Here is a 24196-nt window from a genome sequence, read left to right as displayed (position 1 = left end):
CGCGCCGGCCCGGTGATCGCCCTCTTCCTGACAGTCCGGGGACCCTTGAATGTTCACCTTCACCCTGCGGCGATTGCTGTTCGCGATCCCGACCTTACTCGTCATCAGCTTCATCATCTTCGCGCTTCTCGATCTGGCGCCGAGTGACCCGCTGAGCGACCTGCCGCTCACAATCCCCCCCGAGGTCCGCGCGCAGATCCGCGAAGCCATGGGCCTCGACCAGCCATTCGTCTTTCGCTACCTGAGATGGCTGCAGCAGTTCTTCATCAACGAACCGATCAACATTTTCGAACAGATCACAGGGCTCACCATCGGCACCGGAGAGCGCATGCGCGTACTCTCCTGGGCGACCCGCAGCCCGGTTGTCGACCTGATCGTCCAGCGCCTGCCGCAGACGCTGTGGGTCGTCGGCCTGTCCTATCTCTTCGGCGTACTTCTGGCGATTCCGATCGGCGTCATCTCGGCCTACAAGCAGTATTCGGTCTTCGACCAGATCGGCACTTTCGTGTCGATGGTCGGCTATTCCGTTCCGACCTTCTTCACCGGCGTGCTGCTGATCGTCATCTTCAGCTCGTATCTGCAGTGGTTCCCGTCGATCTACGACACCAATCTCGTCGTGCGGGACTGGGGGAGTTTCGTTCAGCAGGCCAGGCAAATGTTCCTGCCGGTCCTGGTGCTCACCCTCTACAACACCTCGCAGATCAGCCGCTTCGTGCGGGCCTCCATGCTCGACAACCTGCACCAGGACTATGTCCGCACCGCGCGCGCCAAGGGGGTGAAGGAAAAGGTCGTGCTTCTGGTCCACGTGCTGCGCAACAGCCTGATCCCGGTCGTCACCGTGATTGCGCTCGGCGTGCCGACCATCTTTTCCGGCGCCATCATCACCGAACAGATCTTCCGGGTGAATGGGCTAGGCCAATTACTGATCACCGCCATCCAGGGCGCCGACATTCCGCTGGTGCAGACGCTGACCTTCATCTTCGCCGTGCTGATCGTCCTCTTCAACCTGATTGCCGACGTGCTCTACGGCATTCTCGACCCGAGGATTCGCTATGACTGACGCCCTCGCCACCATCGAAAAGCCGGGCCGCTCGTTTGCCGGCGACCTCTGGCACCAGTTCCGGGCTCATCCGGGCGGGGTTGCCGGCCTGATCGTCTTCACCTTCATCGTGGTCGCTGTCTATCTCGGGCCGTTCATCCACACCATCGATCCCAACAAGATCGACATCAAGGCGAAGAACCAGGGTCCGTCCTGGACCCACCCTTTCGGCACTGACAATCTCGGCCATGACATGCTGGCCCAGGTGCTGGCCGGCGGGCAGATCTCGCTCGCCGTCGGCATGACGGCCATGCTGCTGGCCCTGCTGCTCGGCACGCTCGTCGGTGTGCTGTCCGGTTACTTCAAACGGATCGACGGGCTGTTAATGCGGATCACCGATCTCTTCCTTGCCCTGCCGCTGCTGCCGCTGCTGCTGGTGATCATCATGCTGTTCCGCGACACGCTCCGTGCCGCCTTCGGCCCGGAGACCGGGATCTTCATCCTGATCGTCTTCGTTATCGGCATCACCAGCTGGATGCACACCGCCCGCATCGTCCGCGGCGACGTGCTGGCCGTCAAAAGCCAGGAATTCATCCTTGCGGCCAAGGCGAGCGGCATGTGGGAATACCGGGTGATCCTCAAGCACATCCTGCCCAATGTCATGAGCTCGATCATGGTCTCGGCAACGCTCGGCATCGCCTCCGCCATCATCACGGAATCGGCGCTCTCCTTCCTCGGCCTCGGCTTCCCATCGGACTTCCCGACCTGGGGCCGGCTGCTGTTCGACGGCGCCAATTTCCTGCAGATCAACCCGTCGCGCGTGCTCTGGCCGGGCCTGGCCATCTCGCTCACAGTGCTGAGCGTTAACTATATCGGCGACGCCATCCGCGACGCGCTCGACCCGAGAATGATGAAACGGTGAGCCCTCCCTTCTCCCCATCGGGGAGAAGGGAAATTCCCTTCAAACCCCGCTGATGACTTCGATCTTCGAACCGTCGAAGAAACGCGACAGCCTGAACGGCGTCGGGTCGACGCAAGGGGTATGTCCGGTGACAAGGTCCGCCATCAGCCGTCCCGCCCCCGGTCCGATGCCGAAGCCATGGCCGGAGAAGCCGGTGGCGATGAAGAAGCCCGGGACTTCCTCGACTGGCGAGATCACCGGAACGGCGTCCGGCGAAACGTCGATATAGCCGGCCCAGCGCTGTTCGATCTCGGCCTTGGCGAAGACCGGATAGTCTTGTCTCAGTTGCGCAAGCGCATGGTTGGTCCACTTGTCCGAGGGCTTCGGGTCGAGTACCCGGCAGCGCTCGAACGGCGTTTCCTCGTCCATCCGCCAGCGTTGCGCCATGCGCCCCTCTTCGAGGAATTGGCCGGACACGCGGAAGCGCAGCGACCGCCATTCGCTCTTCAGCGCCGGCAGGAACTTCAGCATGAAGCGGAAACTGTCCGGGACGATCTCGACGATATTGTCGTAGCGCGAGGCGATGGTGTAGCCGCCGTCCTCGCGCTTGCGGAAGGCGAAGTCCTTGCCATAGAGCGTGTGTTCCGGCCCTCCCTCGATCGGCTTGGTGCGGATGACGGTGTTCATGACCTTGAGCTGCGGCAGGTCGATGCCGGCATTGCGGGCAAACAGGCTCGACCAGGCGCCGCCGGCGAGCACCACGGACGAGCAGGCGATCGAGCCGCGCTCCGTGACAACACCGGAAATTTTTCCGCCCGAGGTCTCGATGCCGCGCACCGCGCAGTTGGTCAGGATATGTGCGCCCTTGTCACGCGCCGCTTCGGCGATCGCCGGTGCCGCCTTCTGCGGCTCAGCGCGGCCGTCGGCCGGCGTGAACAGCGCGCTCCTGAAATCGTGCTTCATGCCCGGATAGAGCCCGCTGAATTCCGGCCCGTCGATCATCCGTGACTTCATCTGATAGTTGCTCAGGATGTCGGGCCATTCGGCGTTCTTGGCTTCGTACTTCTCATCCATGGAGGCAAAGACGATGCCGCACTGCTTGTAGCCTGTGTCGCGCCCGATGCGCTGGTCGAGCCCCTGCCAGATGCGGATGGCTTCGGCCATCAGCGGCACCTCGCGCGGATCGCGCCAGGAGATGCGCACCCAGCCCCAGTTGCGGCTCGACTGTTCCTCGCCGATCCCGCCCTTTTCGCACAGCGCCACCGACACGCCGCGTTCGGCCAGCTCCAGCGCCGTCGATACGCCGATAATGCCGCCACCGATGACGACGACATCGACGCGGGCAGGCATGTGAGCGTCACCTTGAACGGGAACGACCTTGGGACCGGGCATGGGGAATGAACTCCTGAAAGACAAAGGGGTCCGGCAGTCAGGGAAGGAGGTCGATTGGCTGCCGGTACAATGGCCAAGCTATAGCACCGGCGGTTCGCCTCGTCACGCCGGCCGGTGACATGGCGCGTTCCAAAGGCGACAGCACCGAACCCACCTTATCGGTTAGTGATACTTCGCCTTTTCGGCCGTCAGGATATGGTCCGCATCCAGCGCTGCGATCGGCAGGTCGGTATTGGCCGGTATGTCGCCGGAGAGCTGTAGCGCAAGATAGCGGCCGCAGCAGACGCGCAGGAACGAGGTGAAGTTTCCCAGATCGTGCCCCGCGTCGATCGATTCGTGATAGAGCTTGGCGATCAGCTGGATCACGGTCATGCCGTCGCGGCGACCGACCTCCTCCAACGTCATCCAGAAGAAGTTCTCCAGCCGCACGCTGGTCACCATGCCGTCGATCCGAAGCGACTTCGTCTGGCTTTCCCACAGGCCTGGATCGGCCTGGATGAAGAGCTTGCACATGGTTTCCTCCCGAATGTGCGGTCCTCGGCGTGGATGCGACCCTATCGCGAAACGGCGGCGCTCGCAAAGCCCCGCCGTTTCGGCAGAATGTCGAGGATCAGGCGGAAAGCACCGCCATGAACTGCTTCAGCCATGCCGGATGGGCCGGCCAGGCCGGCGCGGTCACCAGCTTGCCGTCGGTGACGGCCGCATCGATCGCGATGTCGGCATAGGTGCCACCGGCGAGTTCCACTTCGGGACGGCAGGCCGGATAGGCCGAGCAGGTGCGACCTTCGAGAACGCGCGCGGCGGCCAGGATCTGCGCGCCATGGCAGACGGCGGCAACCGGCTTGTCGGCTTCGAAGAAGTGCTTCACGGCGGCGATCACCTCGGGATCGAGGCGCAGATATTCCGGCGCCCGGCCGCCCGGAATGACGAGCGCATCATAGTCCGATGCCTTGATGTCGGCGAAAGTGGCGTTGAGCGCGAAATTGTGGCCGCGCTTTTCCGTATAGGTCTGGTCGCCTTCGAAATCGTGGATCGAGGTGGCAATCGTCTGGCCGGCCTTCTTGCCGGGGCAGACGGCGTGCACGGTGTGACCACAGGCCAACAGCGTCTGGAACGGCACCATGGTCTCATAGTCTTCGGCAAAATCGCCGACAATCATCAGGATCTTCTTCGACATATCATCCTCCCGTTCTGGAATGTCGGGCGGACGCTAGCAAATCGTCAGGGAGGGCGGGTATTATCGCCATACTACAGCGATATTTTTCGAAGATCGGGTAGCTACGTGTCTTGCGGCCCTACGCCCCCCGCGCGACCATCCTCCTCCCATGGCTTGATTCCGATCACGGACGAGGCCACTCTCCGCGCATATTTTCAAGGTCATAGGTGGTTCCCATCGAACCGAAGCGCATACGAGGAGCGGCATGACATCCCAACTCAATCTTCTGACCGATGTCGAGGGCGTTGCCGTCGGCCATGCGACCGACCTGAAGCTCGGGTCCGGCGTGACCGTGATCGTCTTCGACCGGCCGGCCACGGCCTCGGGCAGCGTGCTCGGCGGGGCGCCGGGAGGGCGCGAGACGGCACTGCTCGATCCGGCAATGACGGTGGAGGCGGTCGATGCCTTCGTGCTGTCGGGCGGATCGGCCTTCGGCCTCGATGCCGCCGGCGGGGTGCAGGCCGGGCTCCGCGCCATCGGCCGGGGCTTCCCGGTGGGCGATGTCCGCGTGCCGATCGTGCCGCAGGCGATCCTGATGGATTTGCTCAACGGCGGCAACAAGGACTGGGGCCTGCATTCGCCCTATCGCGACATGGGCTATGATGCCTTCATGGCGGCGAAACACGGTCCGTTCGATCTCGGCAGCGTCGGCGCCGGCACCGGCGCGACGACCGCAACCTTCAAGGGCGGCCTCGGCTCGGCCAGCGCCATGACCAGCGGCGGCCACACCATAGCCGCTCTCGCCGCGGTCAATGCCATGGGTTCGGCGACGATCGGCGACGGTCCGTTCTTCTGGGCCGCCCCGTTCGAGCTGGACGACGAATTCGGCGGCATCGGTCTTCCGGCCAATTTCTCCTCGCCCGACACCATCCTTCGCGCCAAGGGCATCAACCTGACGGCCACCACCCTCGGCGCAGTCGTCACCGACGCGGCGCTCACCAAGGCGCAAACGCACCGCCTGTCGATCATGGCCCATGACGGGCTCGCCCGCGCCGTGTTGCCCGCCCATTTGCCGGCCGATGGCGATACGATCTTTTCCGCCGCGACCAATCGCCGACCGCTCGCCAGTTCCGCCGATTTCATGGAACTCTGCCACCTCGCCACCCTCGTCATGGCGCGCGCCATCGCTCGCGGCATCTTCGAGGCAACCTCCCTGCCCATGGACGGCGCCCAGGTCTCCTGGCGCGATCGCTATGGCTGACTAGAGGCGGCAGCGTTCCCGTATGGGGAGCGGCAGATGCGCTGCCCGCGCAAGCAGATGTTAAGGGTTCCACTCGGCTTCGATTGAATCCCGACCGTAAATGATTATATTGCATTGCAACAACGGCGGTTATGTCGACCACCGGTAGGCGCGTCGCCTGGTCGCGTACCCGTCACGAAGCTAGGTTATCCGTTGGCGGAAACGACACGCCGAAGCGTGCTGGAGAAGATTGTATGTCGATATCGAGCATGATCAGGGCCGGCGAGCCCTCGCCCGCCAACATGGATGCGACGCTCGACGTCCTTGGTTTCGACGATGGCTCTCAGGCCGCGGGCTTCGAGGCGCTGACCAGGATGAACGAGGCGCTGATCGCGCCGTTGACCGGCGGGATCTCGCCCGCTGCCCTGTCGCTCGCCGTCTATGACTGGGCGGTCCATCTGGGAATGGCTCCGGGCAAGCGGCTGGAGCTTGCGCAGAAGGCGGTGCGCAAGAGCAATCGCCTTGCGGCCCACATGGCGGCCGCAGCCGTTGATCCGAAGACACCCCCTTGCATCGAGCCCCTGCCGGGCGACGATCGCTTCAAGGGCGAGGAATGGCGGCATTTTCCCTTCAACGTCATGGCTCAGTGCTTCCTGCTGAACCAGCAATGGTGGCACAATGTCACCAATGACGTGCCGGGCGTCGCGCCCCACCATGAGGATGTGATCGCCTTTGCGACGCGGCAAATCCTCGATATGTTTTCGCCCTCGAACTACCCGCTGACCAACCCGGAGGTGCTGAAGCGGGCTGTCGAGACCGGCGGCATGAACTTCGTCCAAGGCGTCCGGAACCTCATCGAAGACACCAACCGCGAACTCACCAAGCAGCCGGCCGCCGGCACCGAGAATTTCGTGCCCGGCCAGACGGTCGCGACCACGCCCGGCCGCGTCGTCTACCGCAATCGCCTGATCGAGCTCATCCAGTACTCGCCAGCAACCGAGACGGTCCATGCCGAACCGATCCTGATCGTTCCCGCCTGGATCATGAAATACTATATCCTCGATCTTTCGCCGGAGAACTCGCTGATCCGCTACCTGGTCAGTCAGGGCCACACCGTCTTCTGCATATCCTGGCACAATCCGACCGCCGCCGACCGCGATCTCAGCCTCGATGACTATCGCCGGCTCGGCGTCATGGCCGCGCTTGACGCGATCAACGCCATCGTACCGGATCGCAAGGTGCATGCGACCGGCTACTGCCTTGGCGGCACCCTGCTGTCGATCGCCGCGGCCGCCATGGCGCGGGCGAAGGACGACCGGCTGGCCTCCGTTACCCTGTTTGCCGCCCAGACGGATTTCAGCGAACCGGGCGAGCTCGCCCTCTTCATCGACCACAGCCAGTTGCATTTCCTCGAAAGCGTGATGTGGAACCGCGGTTTCCTCTCCGCCGACCAGATGGCCGGCGCCTTCCAGCTCCTGCGCTCCAACGATCTCGTGTGGTCGCGCATCGTGCACGACTACCTGATGGGCGAACGCACGCCGCTCAACGACCTGATGGCCTGGAACGCCGATACGACCCGCATGCCTTTCCGCATGCACGCGGAATATCTCCAGCGCCTCTACCTTGACAACGAACTCGCCTCCGGCCGCTTCATGGTCGACGAGCGCCCGGCCGCTTTGCAGAACATCCGCGTTCCGGTCTTTGCCGTCGGCACCGAGCGCGACCACGTCGCGCCTTGGACCTCGGTCTACAAGATCCATTACCTGACCGACACCGACGTCACCTTCGTGCTGACCAGCGGCGGCCACAATGCCGGCATCGTCAGCGAGCCGGGCCATCCGCACCGTCACTTCCGCACGACGACGAAGAAGGCGGTCGACCCTTGCGTGAGCGCCGAGGAATGGATGGCCGAATGCGCTCCGCAGGACGGTTCCTGGTGGCCGGCCTGGTCGGCCTGGCTTGCATCACATTCGTCACCCGATAAGGTTGCTGCGCCGACGATGGGATCGAGCGAAAACGGTTACGTCGCCAAGGAAGCCGCACCCGGCACCTACGTCCACCAGAGATAGAGTCGCAATGAACCAGTCCCTGCTTACGAACCGTACCTTCGACGAACTGAAGGTTGGCGACAGCGCCACCATTGCGCGTACCATCGGCCGCGAGGACATCGAACTTTTCGCCCTAGCCTCCGGGGACTACAATCCGGCCCATGTCGATCCGAAATTCGCCGAGAAGGATTTCTTCGGCCAGGTGATCGCCCACGGTATGTGGACGGCGGCCATGGTTTCGGCGGTGCTCGGCACCAAGCTGCCCGGTCCTGGCACCATCTATCTCGGCCAGGAACTGCGCTTCCAGAAGCCCGTCTTCCCGGGCGACACGATCACCGCGCTTGTCACCGTGACCGAAAAGCGTCCCGACAAACGGATCGTCGTGTTCGAGACGCGCTGCACCAATCAGAAGGGTGAAGACGTTCTAAGCGGCCTGGCGACCGTGATCGCCCCCTTCGAGAGGGTAGAGTGGCCGCAAGTGGCCATGCCGGCCATGGCCGCCCAGCATCACGACCGCTTCGAGGACATCATTGCCGAGGCGCGCACCCTGCCGCTGATCAAGACCGCCCTCGTCCATCCCTGCTCGCCCGAGGCGATCCAGGCGGCCTTCGAGATCCGCGACGAAAACCTGCTCGACCCGATCCTGATCGGACCCGAAGCCAAGATCCGCGCCGCCGCCGAACAGGCAGGCGTCTCGCTTGACGGCTTCGAGATCATCCCCGTCGAGCACAGCCATGCCGCTGCCGAAAAGGCCGTCGAACTGGCGGTCGCCGGCAAGGTCTCCACGCTGATGAAGGGTAGCCTGCACAGCGACGAACTGCTCGGCGCCGTCGTCGCCCCCGGTTCGGGCCTCAAGACCGCGCGACGCATCAGCCATGTCTATGCCATGGATGTGCCGGCCTATGAGAAACTGCTGGTGGTGACCGACGCGGCGATCAACATCGCCCCCACCCTCGACCACAAGCGCGACATCTGCCAGAACGCCATCGACCTGCTGAGATTGCTCGGCAATCCCAATCCCAAGGTCGCCGTGCTCGCCGCCGTCGAGACGGTCAACGACAAGATGCAGGCGACGCTCGACGCAGCGGCGCTGACCGTCATGGCGTCGCGCGGTCAGATCACCGGCGGCAGCGTCGACGGGCCGCTTGCCTTCGACAATGCCATCAGCTTCGAAGCCGCCCGCACCAAGGGCATCGTCTCGCCGGTCGCCGGTCAGGCCGACATCCTGCTCGTACCCGATCTCGAGGCCGGTAACATGCTGGCCAAGCAGCTGCTCTATTTCGCCGGCGCAGATGCCGCCGGCCTCGTGCTTGGCGCCCGCGTGCCGATCATTCTCACCAGCCGCTCCGACAGCCTCAAGGTCCGCATCGCCTCTGCCGCACTCGCCAAGCTGGTCGCCGCCAAGCGCGCCGCGCAGGGGCTCCCGGGCCAATGACGGACAAGCTGCTCCTTACCTTCAACGCCGGATCATCGACCGTGAAGATCGGTCTTTTTCAGCGTGAGGCCGACAAGGCGCGGCGCATCGGCAAGGGCATGATCGACTTCCGCCACAAGCCGCTGACCTTCCAGCTGGTGGAAGGTCCGCAGGTCTTCGACGTACCGTTGGAGGCAGAAGGGGGCGACGTGCTGCACGAGGTTCTGGACGAGACCTTCGGCTGGCTCGCCGACCATTTTGACATCGACGCCGTCACGGCCGTTGGCCACCGCGTCGTGCACGGCGGCGACGTCTTTGCCGGCCCGGTGCTGGTGGACGACGCCGCCCGCTCCCAGATCGCCGCGCTGACCCCGCTGGCGCCGCTGCACCAGCCGCAGAACCTCAGGCTGATCGAGGCGATCCGCCACCTGAAGCCGCATCTGCCGCAGACGGCCTCCTTCGACACGGCCTTCCACCGAACGCAGTCTGCGACCGTGCAGCGCTTCGCCATTCCGCGTCAGTATTTCGACCAGGGCATCAAGCGCTACGGCTTCCACGGCCTCTCGTACAAATACATCGCCGGGGCATTGGCGAAGATCGACCCGGAACTCGGCAAGGCGCGAACGGTCGTCGCCCATCTCGGCAGCGGCGCCAGCCTCTGCGCCATCAAGGGCGGCCTGAGCTGCGATACCTCGATGGGTTTCTCGACCATTGACGGCATCCCGATGGCAACCCGCTCCGGCGCACTGGATCCGGGCGTGATCTTCCACTTCATGGCGCGCATGGGCCTCTCGCGCGAGGAGGTGGAAGACATCGTCTACCACAAATCCGGCCTCATCGGCCTCTCCGGCATCAGCGCCGACAGCCGCGTCCTACTTGAAAGCGACGCCAAGGAAGCGCAGGAGGCAATCGACGTCTTCACGTTCCGCATAGCCGGCGAGATCGCTCGCCTTTCCGCCACGATCGGCGGGCTCGACGCCCTCGTCTTCACCGCCGGCATCGGCGAAAACCAGCCGGCCATCCGCAGCGCAGTCTGCGAACGCCTCGCCTTCCTCGGCGTCGAGCTCGATGCGGTGGCGAACGCCGCCAATGCCAAAACGGTCTCAGCCAGCCGTTCGCGTGTCGCCGTGATGGTTATCGAAACGGACGAGGAACAGGTGATCGCCGACGAGGCCCTCACCGTCCTCTAAAAAAGCAGGCCTTCGTCGCGCCGGGAGTTCCGGCATGCGAGAACATCACGCTTCCCGGCGGAAGCCCTCACTGGCGCTCATGAGCTGGCGCGTATAGTCGTTCGAGAACTGCCTGGAACGCAATTGCGCGACGTCGAGCGCCTCCACCACCTTGCCTGTCTTCATCACCGCGAGCCGCTCGCACATATGGCTGATGACCGCGAGGTCGTGACTGACCATCACGAAGGTCAGTCCGCGGTCGCGGCGGGCCTGTTCGAGCAGGTTCAGGATCTCGGCCTGGATCGAGGCGTCCAGCGCCGAGGTCGGCTCGTCCAGAAGCAGGACCTTGGGCTCAACGATCAGCGCCCGGGCAACGGCAATGCGCTGGCGCTGGCCGCCCGAAAGCTGGTGCGAGAAGCGGAAGCGGAAGCCCTCGCCCAGTCCCACCTCGTCCAGCGCGCGGGCAATGCGTGTCTCGGTGTCGGTGAAGCCGTGGATGGCGAGCGGTTCCAGAAGCAGGCGGTCGACGGTCTGGCGCGGATGCAGCGATCCGTAGGGGTCCTGGAACACCATCTGGACAGTGCGATAGAATTCATCGTCGCGTTTGTGACCCGTAAAACTGCGACCGTTGACCGTCAGGCTGCCGCTGTCGAAGCGATTGAGCCCGGCGACCGCCCGAAGCAGCGTGGACTTACCGGAGCCGGACTCGCCGACGATGCCGAAGGATTCGCCCGCGGCAATGTCGAGGCTCACCTCGTCCAGCGCTCGAAAGCCGCTGAAGGTGACGAGCATGTCGCGGATCGAAAGGGCCGGTCCGGTCATAGCGACCACTCCACCTGGCGTTCGAGGACAGGCAGGGGATGCCGGTCCCCATGAATCTGCGGCAGGCAGTTCAGCAGTCCGCGCGTATAGGGATGCTGCGCCTCGGAAAGCTTTGACGCCGGCAGTTCCTCGACGATGTGTCCGGCATACATCACGAGCACCCGGTCACAGAAGGACGAAACGAGCCGCAGGTCGTGGCTGATGAAGATCAGACCCATGCCTCGTTCGGAGACGAGCTTGTCGAGGATCGCCAGGATTTCGAGCTGGACGGTCACGTCCAGCGCCGAAGTCGGCTCATCCGCAATCAGAAGCTCAGGACCGCAGACCAGCATCATGGCAATCATGATGCGCTGGCCCATGCCGCCAGAGACTTCATGCGGATAGAGGTCGAAGACGCGTTCCGGGTCGCTGATCTGCACCGCTTCCAGCATGGCGAGCGCTCGCTGGCGGGCCTCGGCATTGGAAAGGCGTTCATGGGTATGCAGGGTTTCCATGATCTGCCGACCGATTGGCATGACAGGGTTCAGCGAATATTTCGGGTCCTGCAGGATCATGGCAATCTTCTTGCCGCGCAGCGAACGGCGTTCCCGCTTCGAGATCGCCAGAAGATCGGTGTCTCCGAAAGCGAGACGATCGGCGCTGATCCTCGCCTGCGCCGGCGTCAGGCCCATGATGGCCCGGCCGGTCTGCGACTTGCCGGAGCCGCTCTCGCCGACGATGCCGAGCCGTTCGCGCCCGAGCGTGAAGCTCACCCCGCGCACCGCCTCGACGAGGCCGGTCCGCGTCGGGAAGCTGACCTTGAGATTGTCGACGGCCAGGAGCGGCGTCATTGTCCAGCCTCCTTCGGATCGAGCGCATCGCGCAGCCCGTCGCCCAGGAGGTTGAAGCCGAGCGAGACAATCAGGATGGCAAAGCCCGGCATGGCCGCAACCCACCACTGGTCGAGAATGAAGCGACGCCCGGACGCGATCATCGCGCCCCATTCCGGCAGCGGTGGCTGCGCACCGAGACCGAGAAACCCGAGGCCTGCCGCCGTCAGGATGATACCCGCCATGTCGAGGGTGACGCGCACGATCAGCGACGACATGCACAGCGGCATGATGTGGGAAATAACGATGCGGATCGGCGATGCGCCCATCAGCTTGACCGCCGCGATGAAATCGGAATTGCGGAAAGTCAACGTCTCCGCCCGCGCGATACGGGCGTAGGGCGGCCACGAGGTGATGGCGATCGCGAGCACCGCGTTCTCAATGCCCGGCCCGAGCGCAGCAACCAGCGCCAGCGCCAGGACGAGCTTCGGAAAGGCAAGGAAGATGTCGGTGATGCGCATCAGCACGGCATCGACCCATCCACCCGCATAGCCGGACACCGTGCCGACGATCAGCCCGATCGGCGCGGCGATGATCGCCACCAGGAAGATGACGAACAGGGTCAGCCGCGAACCGTGGATCAGGCGCGAGAGAATATCGCGACCCTGGTCGTCCGTGCCGAGCAGATAGCCCGCCGTGCCCGGCGGCAGGAGCCGCGAATTGCGCAGATCCCCTTGCATCGGCGAATGCGGGGCGAGCACGTCGGCGAAAGCCGCGACGAACAGCAGGCCGAGCAGGATCAGCAGGCCGAGAACGGCCAGCCGGTTCTCGGAAAAGCGCCGCCAGATGATGTAGAGCCGTCCAAGACGAGCCTGTCGGCGCGATTGCGGACGGTCGGAGAGCAGCCAGTCGCGCAGGCTCTGTTTGGTTTGCATATCGGTCTGGCTCATCGGCTGCGTGTCCTCGGGTCGAGCACGTGATAGAGGATATCGGACAGCAGATTGATAGCGATGAACACGGCGCCGATGACCATCGTGCCGCCCAGCACCGCGTTCATGTCGGCATTCTGCAGCGAATTGGTGATGTAGAGGCCGAGCCCCGGCCAGGAAAAGATCGTCTCGGTCAGAACCGAGCCCTCGAGCAGCCCGGCATAGGACAGTGCGATCACGGTGACCAGCGGCACGGCAGCGTTGCGCAGCGCGTGGAACCAGATGATCCTTGTCTCGGAAAGCCCCTTCGCACGAGCGGCCACGATGTATTCCTGGGAAAGCTCGTTCAGCATGAAGCTTCGCGTCATGCGGCTGATATAGGCCAGCGAAAAATAGCCGAGCAGCCCGCCCGGCAGGATGATGTGGCGGAAGAGGTCCCACAGCACATCCCATCGCCCTTGCATGGTGGCATCGAGAAGATAGAAGCCCGTCACCGGCGTGAAACTGTATTCGTAAACAATGTCGATACGGCCCGGATAGGCGACCCAGTTGAGCTTGGCATAGAAGAACACCAGCGCCAGCAAACCCAACCAGAAGATCGGCACGGAATAGCCTATCAGGCCGATGACCCGGACGATCTGGTCGGCGATCGAACCCCGCTTGACGGCCGCAAGAACACCGAGCGGCACGCCGAACACGGCGCCGATCAATGTCCCCACGCTGGCAAGCTCGATTGTCGCGGGGAAGACCCGGCGGATGTCGGTCATCACCGGATTGGTGGTCAGCACCGACGTGCCGAAGTCGCCGGTCAAGGCCTGGCGGACATAAATGAAGAATTGCTGGTAGAGCGGCAGGTTGAGCCCCAGTTGCTCACGCACGCGCTCGACGACATGGGCGGGCGCCCGATCGCCGACGATCGCGAGCGCCGGATCGATCGGCACGACGCGGCCGATGAAGAAGGTCACGGCCAGAAGGCCGAGATAGGTGGTTACCACGATCACGAGGAACCGCAGCAACGACATGGCGAACGCCGAGGCGCGCGCGCCGGAGCGCCGCGCCTCGGTTTTTGACTCGAGGATGGTCAATGGACCTTAATCCTTGGAAACGGTGTAGACGAAGTTCGTGTCGAAGCTCGGACCGAGCTTGTAGCCCTTCAGCTTGTCCGAATAGCCGGCGTTTTCAATCTGCTGGAAGATGACAACGAACGGACCCGCGGTCAGAACCTGCTTCTGCAGGTCCTCATAGATCGCCGCACGGGCATCCGAATCCTTCTCGAGCAGCGCAGCCTGGGTTTTCTCCGTCAGTTCCGGAACGTCCCAGGCATTGCGCCATGCGAGCGTCTTGGTCTTGCCTTCGTCGGCATTATCCGGGTTGTAGGTGAAGGTCTCGGCATTCGAGTGCGGGTCGAAATAGTCCGAGCCCCACTGGCCGATATAGATGTCGTGCTGGCGGGCACGATACTTGGTCAGCGTCTGCTTGCCGTCGCCGGGGATGATCTCCAGCTTGATGCCGGCCTGGGCCAGCGTCTGCTGGACGTTTTCGGCAATGCCGGTGACCGGCTGGGTGTTGCGCACATCCATGGTGACGGTGAAGCCGTCGGCGACACCGGCCTTGGCCAGCAGTTCCTTGGCCTTGGCGACGTCGAGCGTATAGGGCTTGTCGTCAAGGGCGCCGAGCTGGCCAGCCGGCAGGAAGGTCTGGTGGATCGTGCCGATGCCCTTGATCAGGGTCTCGCCGATCGCGTCATAGTCGACGAGATACTTGAAAGCCTCGATGACCTCAGGCTTGGCCAGCGTCTCGTTCTTCTGGTTGAGGCTGAAATAGTAGAGCGTTCCCTTCGGAGCGGAGGTCAGCGCGATGCCTTCCTTCTTGGAGACAGCTTCCACGTCACCCGGCTCGAGGTTGCGGGCCACATCGATATCGCCGTTCTCGAGTGCCAGGCGCTGGCCGGCACTTTCCTTCATATGGCGATAGATGACGCGGTTGAGAGCCGGCTTCTCGCCGTAGTAATTGTCGTTGCGCTCCAGCACCACGACTTCATTGGCGCGCCATTCGCGGATCTTGTAGGGGCCGGAACCGGCATAGCCGGTCTTCAGGAATTCATTGCCGAAGTCGGTGTCGTACTTGTAGTCATCACTCGGAGTCACGGTCTTTGCGTTCTCCATCACGACCTTCTTGTCGAGGACGGAGGCCACGGTAGAGGTCAGGACGTTCAACACGAAGCTCGGCGCATAGGCCTTGTCGACGGTCAGCACGAAGGTCGTCTCGTCTGCAGCCTTGGCTGTGTCCGTGACGTTGTCGCCGTTAAGACCGAACTGGGTGAGCAGGAATGCCGGCGACTTGTCGAGCTTGACGGCCCGCTCGAAGGAGAAGGCGACATCTTCCGCCGTGAGGGGATTGCCCGAGGCAAACTTCAGGCCCGGCTTCAGCTTGAACGTATAGGTCAGGCCATCGTCGGAAATCGTCCAGCTCTCGGCGAGTTCGCCGACGACCTTCGACGTGTCGTTCATGTCGAGGTTGACCAGCTTGCTATAGGTATTGGCGGTCAACTCAGCGGTGGAGATCTCGAAAGCCTCGCCCGGATCGAGCGTGATGATGTCATCGATGGCCCAGCCCTGGACAAGCGTGTCGGCCGGCGTCGCAGCATAGGCCTGCGGGGCGGCTGCCATAATCAGCGCCATGGCCGCGCTGGTCGTCAGCAGGCGCATAGTCTTGTTGAAGGTATGCATCATTATCTTCGTTCCCCTGTTTACCTAGTTGGTCTTAATCGAGCGTCCGCGACCTATTCGTGCCAGGCGGATGCCAGAACCCTCAGCCAGTTTTCCCGGCATATTTTTGCAAGATCCTCATCAGCGTATCCGGCACCTTTCAGTGCCGCAACCAGTTTCTGATTGCCGCCAGCGTCGCCGATTTCAGCCGGAATCGTCGCACCATCGAAATCGGAACCGATCGCCACGCAGTCGATCCCCATGCGTTCCACCATGTAGTCCACATGGCGCACCATATCGCTGAGCGGAGTTGCCGCATTGTCCTGCGCGTCGTCGCGCAGCATGGTCACGGCATAATTGAGACCCACCAGGCCGCCGCTTTCCTTGATCGCGTCGAACTGCTTGTTCGTGAGGTTGCGCGCCACCGGCGTCAGCGCATGGACATTGGAATGGCTGGCGACCAGCGGCTGGTCGGTGGTCTTCGCCACATCCCAGAACCCCTTTTCGGTAATGTGTGCGAGATCAACCAGAATGCCCAGCCGGTTGCACGCCTTCACCAGATTGAAGCCGGCATCGGTCAGGCCCGGGCCGCTATCGGGAGAAGAGGGATAGGCGAATGGCACGCCATGGCCGAAGATGTTGTTGCGGCTCCACACCGGCCCCAGCGAGCGCAGCCCTGCCGCATGGAAGGTCTCAAGCGCGTCAAGGTCCTCGTCGATCGCCTCGCAGCCTTCCATGTGAAGGACGGCAGCAAACACGCCATCGTCCATCGCCTTCCGAATCTCGCCGGTCGAGCGGCAGAGACGCCAAGCGCCGGCGCGATCGAGGCGCAGCGCGATCGAGGCCATTTCGAGGGCGATGTCGAGCGACGGCTGTCGCATGAGCGGCGCCTCGAGCGGCGTGCTATAATGACCGTTTGCGTCTGGCTCCTTGAGGGCAAAGTCGTTGTCCGACGGGATATAGATCGCACAGAGCCCGCCAGCCAGCCCACCCGCCTTGGCGCGCGGCCCGTCGATGTGGCCCTCGTTCGTGCCGTTGACGAACTCGGCAATTGGATCGCTGCCGTTCGCCCGACCCCGCCAAAGCCGCAGCAGGACGTCGTTGTGACCGTCGAATACCCGTTCCATGAAAAGATTGTCCCGCAGTCAGATAGCCAGGTTGAAACAAACAAGAGCGCCGGAACGGACCCGACCGTCACCGCAACAAGCGGTCCAGACCGCTTGTTGAACCAACGTAGAACTAAATCGCGCGCCGGTTCAAGCCAAAAAAAACCGATTGCGAACAAGGCGATGCGCGCAGGAGTAGCAGGCCTGCCTCCGCCCTGCGCAACCGGGGCTCGCTGTTTTATCGGCCCCAATTCCTGGACCTTTCAGCCGCCCAGCGAGGTTCGCTCAAAATTTGCCCCGCATGGCGAAATAAAAATGGTCAAGCGACCAAATTTGCGGCACGATACACAAATTCCGCCCTGTGCGGGATCGGGCTTGGAGGAGCCCGCAGTGGAGCAACGCCTTTGCGCATCGCTGGATTTCGGCGGATTTGCAGAGCGTGCAGGCTCCAATCAGGAGGAAACGAGGAGGAATTCGTCACATCAACCTGCATGGCACGCGTATTGCTTTGTCATGATCGACGGGCCAACCGGGCGCGACAACATGTCGGCAACGCCGGAACGCGAACTGTTGCCGGAAAGATCCATTTTTTAACTGGGGATATTTCTTGAGTTCGACATCGAAGAAGGCCGCAATCGAAATCCGGGACGTCGGCCGCGTCTATGGCGCCGGCGCGGGCCAGGTCATCGCGCTCGACCGGGTCAACCTGACGATCCGGGAAAACGAATTCTTCACGCTGCTGGGGCCATCCGGTTGCGGCAAGACCACGCTCTTGCGGCTGATCGCCGGCTTCGATTTCCCCACCAGCGGCGAAATCCTGCTGCACGGGGAAGATATTGCGCCGCTGCCGCCGTTCAAGCGGCCGGTCAACACCGTCTTCCAGTCCTATGCGCTGTTTCCGCACATGACGGTCGCCGAAAACATCGGCTTCGGCCTGAAGATGCTCGGCAAGCCCGCGACCGAGATCAAGGCCCGGGTCGAAGAGATGCTGGCCCTCGTCCACATGGAAACCATGCGCGACCGCTCGGTTGCCCAGATTTCCGGCGGCCAGCAACAGCGCGTGGCGTTGGCGCGGGCGCTTGCGCCGAAGCCGAAGGTTCTCCTCCTCGACGAACCGCTCTCGGCCCTCGACTACAAGCTGCGCAAGGAAATGCAGATCGAACTCAAGCGCCTGCAGGGCGAAACCGGCATTACCTTCATCTTCGTCACCCACGACCAGGAAGAAGCACTCACCATGTCGGACCGCATCGCCGTCATGTCGAACGGCGAAGTGCGCCAGGTCGGATCGGCCCACGAGATCTACGAGCGCCCGGCCGACCGCTTCGTCGCCGACTTCATCGGCGAGTCGAATTTCCTCGCCGGGGAGATACTCGACCTCGGCGAGGACACCGCCAACGTCCGGCTTGCAGCTGGCATGGTCATCGAGGCATCCCTTCCCGAAGGCCTGCGCCCGTCGGGCCAGGTGACCATCGTGGTGCGCCCGGAACATGCCGCGCTTGCAGACCCGGGCACCGGCAGTTTCGACGGGACACTTGTCGACACCATTTATTTCGGCACCGATACGCATTTCCACATTCTGCTCGACAGCGGCGACACCTTCATCGTGCGCGAGCAGAACATGCGAAACGGTATGGTTCCCCACGACAAGGGCTCACGCATCGCCGTCTGTCTCGGCCCGCAGGCCGCGCAGATCCTGAGGGGCTGACGTCATGAGCACCGCCGCCCAAGCCGCCAGCGCGGCACAGAAAAAGGACATCCGGGGCCGCTGGCTCCTCAGTGCCCCGGCCCTCCTCATCATCACGCTGGCCAGCGTCGGTCCGCTCATGATCGTGCTGATCTATTCCTTCCTCGCGCCGGGCGCCTATGGCGACGTGAAGTGGCAATTCTCGACCGAGGCCTGGTTCAATGTCTTCCTATCGCGCGACATCTTCGACGGCACGATCTCGATGGCCGACGCCCATGTCTCGATCCTCTGGCGTTCGATCAAGCTGGCCGTCGCCACCACCGTCATTTCGCTGATCTTCGGCTTCCCAACCGCCTATTTCATTGCCAGCCGGGCGCCCCACATCCGCTCGGTCTGGCTGTTCCTGATCACCATTCCGTTCTGGACCAATATGCTGATCCGCGCCTTCGCCATCCAGGAAGTGATCCGCAACGAGGGACTTGCCAACACCATCCTGATGAAGCTCGGCATCATTTCCGCACCGATCCAGATGCTCTACACCGATTTCGCCATCCTGCTCGGCATGGCCTATGTCCACCTGCCGCTCATGGTGCTCCCACTCTATGCCAGCATGGAGAAGCTCGACTTCCGCCTGGTCGAGGCCGGCTATGATCTCTATGCCACCCGCTTCCAGGTGCTGCGCCGCATCATCATCCCGCTGGTAAAGCCCGGCATCATCGCCGGCTCGATCCTGGTCTTCATCCCCGCACTGTCGTCCTACGTCATTCCGCGCATCCTCGGCGGCGGCAAGAACCTGATGATCGGCAACCTGATCGAGCTGCAGTTCGGCCAGGGCCGAAACTGGCCGCTCGGGGCCGCGCTATCGATCACGCTGGTCATCATCGTTCTCGTGGCCATGCTCTACTACGTGAAGAACGCCGGAAAGACCGGAGGCGGCCATGCATAAGGGTTTCGACATCCGCACGCAGTCGGGCTTTGCCACCATCGCCATGCTGTGCTTCTTCATCCTCTACCTGCCGATAGCCACCCTCGTGGTCTTCGCCTTCAATTCCGGCACATCGATCGCGCTGTGGGAAGGCTTCTCGTTGCGCTGGTTCGCGGCCGCCTGGAACAACAGCCAGGTGATCGAGGCCTCGATCCGCTCGGTGAAGATCGCCGCCGTCGCCGCCGTCGTCGCCACCGCGGTAGCGACCCTTGCGGCCATCGCCACGACCCGCACAAGCGCCTATCGCGGCCTCACGTTCAAATACTCCTTCATCAACATGCCGCTGATGGTGCCTGAAATCGTCACCGCCGTGGCGCTTCTGATCTTCTTCTCGCGCGTCAAGGTCTGGACCGGCTATTCGGGGCTCGGTTACCTGATCACCGCGCATACGGCCTTCTGCATCCCGTTTGCCTATCTGCCGATCCGCGCCCGTCTGGAAAGCATGGACCTGTCACTGGAACGCGCCGCGGCCGATCTGTACGCCACACCGCTCAGGGCCTTCCGCCATGTCACCCTGCCGCTGCTCTGGCCAGGCATCCTTGCCGGCCTGATGCTCGCCTTCGTCATCTCGCTCGACGACGTGGTGATCACCGAATTCGTGAAATCCGGCGGTCAGGACACGCTCCCGACCTACATGCTCGGCCAGTTGCGCCGTGCCATAACGCCGGAAATGAATGCCATCTCGACAGTCTTTCTGCTGCTGTCGTTGGCGGTTGTCACGATCTTCTTCTTCCTCAGCAGACCCAACGAAAAAACCGAGTAGAAACAGGAGTGGGAACCATGAAAAAGACCTTGAAACTCGCAACCGCCGCAGCAGCCCTGCTGGCATCGGCGACCTTCGCCCATGCCGAAGGCGATCTGAACATCTTCAACTGGGGCAATTACACCAATCCCGAACTGATCAAGAAGTTCGAGGAGACCTACAAGGTCAAGGTGACGCTCACCGACTACGACTTCAACGACACCGCGCTCGCCAAGATCCGCCAGGGCGGCCACGGCTTCGACATCGTCGTGCCGTCTGCCTCCGCCATGCCGATCTTCATCGGTGAGGGCCTGCTGCTCGAGGCCCGCCCCGACCAGATGGAGAACTTCAAGCACATGGACCCGCAGTGGGTCGACGTTCCCTTCGATCCGGGCCGCAAGTATTCCGTTCCGTGGCAGTGGGGCACGACCGGCGTCGCCGTCGACAAATCGGTCTATTCCGGTGATCCGAACACTTCGGCGATCTTCCTCGATCCGCCGGCCGAACTGGTCGGCAAGGTCAATGTCGTGCCGGAAATGTCGGACGTCATGCATCTGGTCGTCACCTATGTCGGCGGCGAACCCTGCACCGGCGACATGGAAGTGCTGAAGAAGGCCCGCGACGTCCTTGTCGCTGCCAAGCCGAAGTGGATCTCGATGGATTATGGCACGGTCGAGAAATACACCAAGGGCGACCTTGCCGCTTCCGTCGACTGGAACGGCGCCACCTTCCGCGGCCGCCTGGCCAACCCCAACATCGTCTACGGCTACCCGAAGGAAGGCTATCCGATCTGGATGGACAATGCCTCGATCCTGAAAGACGCCAAGAACGTCGACAACGCCAAGCTGTTCCTGAACTTCATCATGGATCCGGAAAACGCCGCCCTGATCTCGGCCTTTGCCCGCTATGCCAACGGCATCAAGGGCTCGGAAGCCTTCATGCCGGAAGACATGAAGACCGCTCCGGAAGTCAACATCCCGGAATCCGCCAAGGCCGCCGGCAAGTTCAACCTCGCCTGCGCCCCGGAGGTCCAGGAAATCTACACCAAGATCTGGACCGAGATTCAGAAGTAACCGGCCAGGTCCGAACCTGCATGACGACGGGGGAGCCTCAAGGGCTCTCCCGTTCCAAGGGAATATGCCAATGACCACCGAATTCGAGACAGCCTACGGCTTCGCCCGCCGCGACGTGACGATCGCCAACTGGCGCACCGCGCCCTATAGCCGCTGGTCGTTCCAGAACCTGCGCGAACTGGTGCCGACCGCCGAGATCCGCGCCACGGCGGAAGAACCGGAGACGGCGCTCGCCTTATCGCCGCTGCTCGACACACCGCTCGAAACCGGGCTTGCCGGCACGACAAATGCCCGCGCCTTTCTCGATTATGCCCACACCGACGCCTTCGTCCTGATGAAGGGCGGCCGGATCGTGGCCGAACACTATGCGCCGCATGCCCAGGTCAACGCCCGCCACATCGTCTTTTCCATCAGCAAATCGCTGACCGCGCTGGTCTCCGCCGTCCTCGAAGAACAAGGCGTGATCGATCCGGACAGCCCGGTGGTCAGCCTGATCCCCGAAGCCAAGGGCTCGGCCTATGGCGACTGCAGCTATCGCGACGTGCTCGACATGCGCGTCAGCCTCGATTTCGACGAGGCCTATCTCGACAAGAACGGCGCCTTTGCCCGCTACCGCCGCTCGACGCTGTGGAATCCGTCGGAAGCCGGCGCCCCGGTCGAAACGCTCACCGAATTCCTCATGACGATCCCGAAAGCCGACCGCCCGCATGGCGGCCCGTTCTTTTACGCCTCGCCCAATTCCGACCTGCTCGGCATCCTGATCGAACGCGCCACCGGTCGCCGCTATGTCGATCTCTTTTCCGATCTCCTGTGGAAGCCGCTCGGCGCGAAGAACCACGCGCTGGTCAGCGTCGACGGCGCAGGCACCGCCCGTTCGGCCGGCGGCGTCTGCGTCACCGCCCGTGACCTTGCCCGCGTCGGCCAGATGCTGCTCGACGGCGGCATTGCCAACGGCCGCCAGGTCGTCCCCGCCGCCTGGGTCGAGGATATGAGAAACGCCGGCGACCCGAGCGCCTGGACCGCGAGCCAGCCGACCATGCTGCCGAACGGCCGCTATCGCAGCAAATGGTACCAGACCGGCGAGCCGGACGGCGCCTTCTGCGCCATCGGCATCCACGGCCAGTGGCTCTATGTCGATCCATCGACCGAAACGGTGATCGTCAAACTCTCGTCGCAGCCCAACCCGCTCGACGACGAACTCAAGCAGGACAATTTCGCCTTCTTCCGCGCCCTCAGCCGCCTTGGCGCCTGACCGCCGCACATACCCTATGCAGGACTGACACCATGCCCCAGACCGCCGACCTCATCATCCGCAACGCCCGCGTTCTGACCATGGACGAGGCCTCCCCCAGGGCCGAGGCCGTCGCCGTCGCCGGCAACCGCATCCTTGCCGTCGGCTCGAACGACGAGATCGCGGCGCTTGCCGGGCCGTCTGCGAAAGTGATCGACGCAAAGGGCGCCACGGTGCTGCCAGGCTTCAACGAAGCCCACATGCACATCTTCCCCGGCTCGGTTTCGCTGCGCCAGCTCAACCTGCACGGCATCCAGGGTTTCGAGCCACTGAAGAAGGCCATGCAGGACTATGCCGCCGCCAACCCGGACGAACCGCTGCTGATGGGTTTTTCGGCCGACTATTCGATCATTTCGCTCAACGAATCCGTCACCCGTCACCACCTCGACGCGATCCTGCCGGATCGACCCTTCATGATGTTCGCCCCCGACCATCACACCGCCTGGGCCAATACCGCAGCCCTTGAAAAGGCCGGACTGCTGCACGGCAAGGATGTCGGGGTCGGCAATGAAGTCGTCATGGGCGACGACGGTATGGCGAGCGGCGAACTGCGCGAGGGCAATGCCTTCGGTCCGGTCTCCGCGCTCGCCTCGACCGGCGGCCGCGAGGAACTCGGCATGGTCACCGGCATGGACCCGGAAAACGTCACGCCTGAACAATATGCGCTGGACCGGGCGATCCTCAAGAGCGGCCTCGAATATTGCGCCTCCTGGGGCGTCACCTCGATCCAGAACTTCGATGGCAACCACTACCAGCTGCGCCTGATGCACGACCTGGAGCAGGCGGGCGAACTCCCCTGCCGCATCCGCATTCCCTTCCACATGAAGAACTTCATGGATCTCGTCGAGCTCGACAAGGCGGCGGCGTGGAAAAGGGAATTTGCCACCGACATGGTGCGCGGCGACTTCGTCAAGGTCTTCATGGACGGCGTGCTCGACAGCCAGACCGCCTTCATGCTCGAAGGTTACGGCGATCGCGCGGGCTACACCTACGAGCCCCTATTCTCCACCGAGGCCTTCAACGCCATCGCCACCAAGGCCGACGCGCTCGGCCTGCAGGTCGCCGTGCACGCGATCGGCAGCGCCGCCATCCGCCAGACGCTCGACGGCTACGAGGCGGCCGTCAAGGCGAACGGCAGACAAGACCTCCGCCACCGCATCGAGCACATCGAGATCATCGACCCGACGGACATTCCGCGCTTCAGGGAACTCGGCGTGGTGGCCTCCATGCAGCCGGTCCACGTCCCCGGCGGCACATGCTTCCCTCTTGAGCCGACCGATGCCCGCATCGGCGAGGACCGCTGGGAATATGCCTATGCCTGGCGCACGATGAAAGAGGCCGGCGCGCCGGTCGTCTTTGCCTCAGACTGGCCGGTCTCGCCGGTTTCGCCCTTCCAGTGCATCCAGGATGCGCTGACCCGCAAGCCATGGAAGGATGGACTGCCAGACCAGCGCTTCACGCTCATGGAATCTCTCGAGGCCTATACCGCGATCGGCGCCTGGGTCGAGTTCATGGAAGACCGCAAGGGCAAGCTGAAACCCGGCTTCCTCGCCGACATCGTCATCCTGTCGCACGACATCGAGCGTGTCGCCCCGGACCAGATCATGGATACGGTCCGCCCCGCCGTCACCATCTGCGACGGCCGCATCACCCACGACGCGGCCTGACGGCCGACATCGGCGCGGGAA

Annotated in this window: 22 protein-coding genes; 13 read left to right on the top strand and 9 right to left on the bottom strand. The window is 63.2% G+C overall.

Going from position 1 to position 24196, the window contains the following annotated elements:
- Positions 1 to 49: 49 nt before the first annotated feature.
- On the top strand, positions 50 to 1060 hold the full coding sequence (locus tag ACWPVA_RS01460) for an ABC transporter permease (protein ID WP_454285982.1): 1011 nt from the start codon (positions 50 to 52) through the stop codon (positions 1058 to 1060).
- Positions 1053 to 1961, top strand: a complete 909-nt coding sequence (locus ACWPVA_RS01455) for an ABC transporter permease (RefSeq protein WP_454285981.1) — start codon at positions 1053 to 1055, stop codon at positions 1959 to 1961. The genes ACWPVA_RS01460 and ACWPVA_RS01455 overlap by 8 nt, the downstream gene beginning before the upstream one ends.
- A 39-nt stretch (positions 1962 to 2000) precedes the next feature.
- Here ACWPVA_RS01455 and ACWPVA_RS01450 read toward each other — a convergent pair whose 3' ends face one another.
- From ACWPVA_RS01450 to ACWPVA_RS01440, 3 genes are all read right to left on the bottom strand, one after another.
- The gene (locus tag ACWPVA_RS01450) at positions 2001 to 3332 is read right to left on the bottom strand and encodes an NAD(P)/FAD-dependent oxidoreductase (protein WP_454285980.1); all 1332 of its coding nucleotides are present in this window, start codon (positions 3330 to 3332) and stop codon (positions 2001 to 2003) included.
- A 162-nt stretch (positions 3333 to 3494) separates the two neighbouring features.
- Complete coding sequence (locus ACWPVA_RS01445) at positions 3495 to 3845, bottom strand: ribbon-helix-helix domain-containing protein (RefSeq protein WP_454285979.1); 351 nt, start codon at positions 3843 to 3845, stop codon at positions 3495 to 3497.
- Between the two features lie 97 nt (positions 3846 to 3942).
- The gene (locus ACWPVA_RS01440; protein ID WP_454285978.1) at positions 3943 to 4509 is read right to left on the bottom strand and encodes a DJ-1/PfpI family protein; all 567 of its coding nucleotides are present in this window, start codon (positions 4507 to 4509) and stop codon (positions 3943 to 3945) included.
- Positions 4510 to 4753: 244 nt separating this feature from the next.
- On the opposite strand from ACWPVA_RS01440, the gene ACWPVA_RS01435 reads away from it, so the two are divergent.
- The 4 genes from ACWPVA_RS01435 to ACWPVA_RS01420 all read left to right on the top strand — a co-directional run bounded on the left by ACWPVA_RS01435 (position 4754) and on the right by ACWPVA_RS01420 (position 10380).
- Complete coding sequence (locus tag ACWPVA_RS01435) at positions 4754 to 5749, top strand: P1 family peptidase (RefSeq protein WP_454285977.1); 996 nt, start codon at positions 4754 to 4756, stop codon at positions 5747 to 5749.
- 281 nt (positions 5750 to 6030) lie between these two features.
- Positions 6031 to 7797, top strand: coding sequence for a PHA/PHB synthase family protein (locus ACWPVA_RS01430; RefSeq protein WP_454289498.1), 1767 nt, complete (start codon positions 6031 to 6033; stop codon positions 7795 to 7797).
- 7 nt (positions 7798 to 7804) lie between these two features.
- Positions 7805 to 9211 carry a bifunctional enoyl-CoA hydratase/phosphate acetyltransferase gene (locus tag ACWPVA_RS01425; protein ID WP_454285976.1) on the top strand — a complete coding sequence of 469 codons (1407 nt, stop codon included), beginning with the start codon at positions 7805 to 7807 and terminating at the stop codon, positions 9209 to 9211.
- Positions 9208 to 10380: an acetate/propionate family kinase gene (locus ACWPVA_RS01420; RefSeq protein ID WP_454285975.1), complete on the top strand. Its 1173-nt coding sequence runs from the start codon at positions 9208 to 9210 to the stop codon at positions 10378 to 10380. Before ACWPVA_RS01425 ends, ACWPVA_RS01420 begins: the two co-directional genes overlap by 4 nt.
- 45 nt (positions 10381 to 10425) lie before the next feature.
- On the opposite strand, the gene ACWPVA_RS01415 is transcribed toward ACWPVA_RS01420, so the two are convergent.
- From ACWPVA_RS01415 to ACWPVA_RS01390, 6 genes are read right to left on the bottom strand one after another with little or no spacing between them, the layout of a single operon-like run.
- Positions 10426 to 11181 (bottom strand): ABC transporter ATP-binding protein, encoded by a 756-nt coding sequence (locus tag ACWPVA_RS01415; protein WP_454285974.1) that lies wholly within the window; start codon positions 11179 to 11181, stop codon positions 10426 to 10428.
- Positions 11178 to 12011 (bottom strand): ABC transporter ATP-binding protein, encoded by an 834-nt coding sequence (locus ACWPVA_RS01410; RefSeq protein ID WP_454285973.1) that lies wholly within the window; start codon positions 12009 to 12011, stop codon positions 11178 to 11180. Before ACWPVA_RS01410 ends, ACWPVA_RS01415 begins: the two co-directional genes overlap by 4 nt.
- Entirely contained in the window at positions 12008 to 12940 is a 933-nt protein-coding gene (locus ACWPVA_RS01405; protein WP_454285972.1) for an ABC transporter permease, read from the bottom strand. The genes ACWPVA_RS01410 and ACWPVA_RS01405 overlap by 4 nt, the downstream gene beginning before the upstream one ends.
- Positions 12937 to 14004, bottom strand: a complete 1068-nt coding sequence (locus ACWPVA_RS01400; protein WP_454285971.1) for an ABC transporter permease — start codon at positions 14002 to 14004, stop codon at positions 12937 to 12939. The genes ACWPVA_RS01405 and ACWPVA_RS01400 overlap by 4 nt, the downstream gene beginning before the upstream one ends.
- A gap of 6 nt (positions 14005 to 14010) precedes the next feature.
- A complete protein-coding gene (locus tag ACWPVA_RS01395; RefSeq protein ID WP_454285970.1) occupies positions 14011 to 15651 on the bottom strand; it encodes an ABC transporter substrate-binding protein in 1641 nt (546 codons plus the stop codon).
- 50 nt (positions 15652 to 15701) lie between these two features.
- Entirely contained in the window at positions 15702 to 16754 is a 1053-nt protein-coding gene (locus ACWPVA_RS01390) for a dipeptidase (protein ID WP_454285969.1), read from the bottom strand.
- On the opposite strand from ACWPVA_RS01390, the gene ACWPVA_RS01385 reads away from it, so the two are divergent.
- The 7 genes from ACWPVA_RS01385 (at position 16731) to ACWPVA_RS01355 (ending at position 24175) form a co-directional block, all read left to right on the top strand.
- Positions 16731 to 17327 (top strand): hypothetical protein, encoded by a 597-nt coding sequence (locus ACWPVA_RS01385; RefSeq protein ID WP_454285968.1) that lies wholly within the window; start codon positions 16731 to 16733, stop codon positions 17325 to 17327. The genes ACWPVA_RS01390 and ACWPVA_RS01385 overlap by 24 nt on opposite strands.
- A 13-nt stretch (positions 17328 to 17340) precedes the next feature.
- Positions 17341 to 18438, top strand: a complete 1098-nt coding sequence (locus tag ACWPVA_RS01380) for an ABC transporter ATP-binding protein (protein ID WP_454285967.1) — start codon at positions 17341 to 17343, stop codon at positions 18436 to 18438.
- A gap of 4 nt (positions 18439 to 18442) precedes the next feature.
- Positions 18443 to 19363 carry an ABC transporter permease gene (locus tag ACWPVA_RS01375; protein ID WP_454285966.1) on the top strand — a complete coding sequence of 307 codons (921 nt, stop codon included), beginning with the start codon at positions 18443 to 18445 and terminating at the stop codon, positions 19361 to 19363.
- Positions 19356 to 20165, top strand: a complete 810-nt coding sequence (locus ACWPVA_RS01370; RefSeq protein ID WP_454285965.1) for an ABC transporter permease — start codon at positions 19356 to 19358, stop codon at positions 20163 to 20165. The genes ACWPVA_RS01375 and ACWPVA_RS01370 overlap by 8 nt, the downstream gene beginning before the upstream one ends.
- Before the next feature lie 17 nt (positions 20166 to 20182).
- Positions 20183 to 21217: an extracellular solute-binding protein gene (locus ACWPVA_RS01365; protein WP_454285964.1), complete on the top strand. Its 1035-nt coding sequence runs from the start codon at positions 20183 to 20185 to the stop codon at positions 21215 to 21217.
- 70 nt (positions 21218 to 21287) lie between these two features.
- Positions 21288 to 22469, top strand: a complete 1182-nt coding sequence (locus ACWPVA_RS01360; RefSeq protein ID WP_454285963.1) for a serine hydrolase domain-containing protein — start codon at positions 21288 to 21290, stop codon at positions 22467 to 22469.
- Positions 22470 to 22501: 32 nt separating this feature from the next.
- Entirely contained in the window at positions 22502 to 24175 is a 1674-nt protein-coding gene (locus ACWPVA_RS01355; protein ID WP_454285962.1) for an amidohydrolase, read from the top strand.
- Positions 24176 to 24196 lie beyond the last annotated feature (21 nt).

The sequence above is a fragment of the Rhizobium arsenicireducens genome (assembly GCF_964021225.1).
The sequence above is the reverse complement of the archived record's forward strand: the minus strand, read 5'-3'. Positions and strand labels throughout refer to the sequence as shown.

Bases quoted from the DNA above. Each gene is read 5' to 3' on its own strand.
- ACWPVA_RS01460 (WP_454285982.1), top strand. From the start codon at position 50: ATGTTCACCTTCACCCTGCGGCGATTGCTGTTCGCGATCCCGACCTTA.
- ACWPVA_RS01455 (WP_454285981.1), top strand. From the start codon at position 1,053: ATGACTGACGCCCTCGCCACCATCGAAAAGCCGGGCCGCTCGTTTGCC.
- ACWPVA_RS01450 (WP_454285980.1), bottom strand. From the start codon at position 3,332: ATGCCCGGTCCCAAGGTCGTTCCCGTTCAAGGTGACGCTCACATGCCT.
- ACWPVA_RS01445 (WP_454285979.1), bottom strand. From the start codon at position 3,845: ATGTGCAAGCTCTTCATCCAGGCCGATCCAGGCCTGTGGGAAAGCCAG.
- ACWPVA_RS01440 (WP_454285978.1), bottom strand. From the start codon at position 4,509: ATGTCGAAGAAGATCCTGATGATTGTCGGCGATTTTGCCGAAGACTAT.
- ACWPVA_RS01435 (WP_454285977.1), top strand. From the start codon at position 4,754: ATGACATCCCAACTCAATCTTCTGACCGATGTCGAGGGCGTTGCCGTC.
- ACWPVA_RS01430 (WP_454289498.1), top strand. From the start codon at position 6,031: ATGGATGCGACGCTCGACGTCCTTGGTTTCGACGATGGCTCTCAGGCC.
- ACWPVA_RS01425 (WP_454285976.1), top strand. From the start codon at position 7,805: ATGAACCAGTCCCTGCTTACGAACCGTACCTTCGACGAACTGAAGGTT.
- ACWPVA_RS01420 (WP_454285975.1), top strand. From the start codon at position 9,208: ATGACGGACAAGCTGCTCCTTACCTTCAACGCCGGATCATCGACCGTG.
- ACWPVA_RS01415 (WP_454285974.1), bottom strand. From the start codon at position 11,181: ATGACCGGACCGGCCCTTTCGATCCGCGACATGCTCGTCACCTTCAGC.
- ACWPVA_RS01410 (WP_454285973.1), bottom strand. From the start codon at position 12,011: ATGACGCCGCTCCTGGCCGTCGACAATCTCAAGGTCAGCTTCCCGACG.
- ACWPVA_RS01405 (WP_454285972.1), bottom strand. From the start codon at position 12,940: ATGAGCCAGACCGATATGCAAACCAAACAGAGCCTGCGCGACTGGCTG.
- ACWPVA_RS01395 (WP_454285970.1), bottom strand. From the start codon at position 15,651: ATGATGCATACCTTCAACAAGACTATGCGCCTGCTGACGACCAGCGCG.
- ACWPVA_RS01390 (WP_454285969.1), bottom strand. From the start codon at position 16,754: ATGGAACGGGTATTCGACGGTCACAACGACGTCCTGCTGCGGCTTTGG.
- ACWPVA_RS01375 (WP_454285966.1), top strand. From the start codon at position 18,443: ATGAGCACCGCCGCCCAAGCCGCCAGCGCGGCACAGAAAAAGGACATC.
- ACWPVA_RS01370 (WP_454285965.1), top strand. From the start codon at position 19,356: ATGCATAAGGGTTTCGACATCCGCACGCAGTCGGGCTTTGCCACCATC.
- ACWPVA_RS01365 (WP_454285964.1), top strand. From the start codon at position 20,183: ATGAAAAAGACCTTGAAACTCGCAACCGCCGCAGCAGCCCTGCTGGCA.
- ACWPVA_RS01360 (WP_454285963.1), top strand. From the start codon at position 21,288: ATGACCACCGAATTCGAGACAGCCTACGGCTTCGCCCGCCGCGACGTG.
- ACWPVA_RS01355 (WP_454285962.1), top strand. From the start codon at position 22,502: ATGCCCCAGACCGCCGACCTCATCATCCGCAACGCCCGCGTTCTGACC.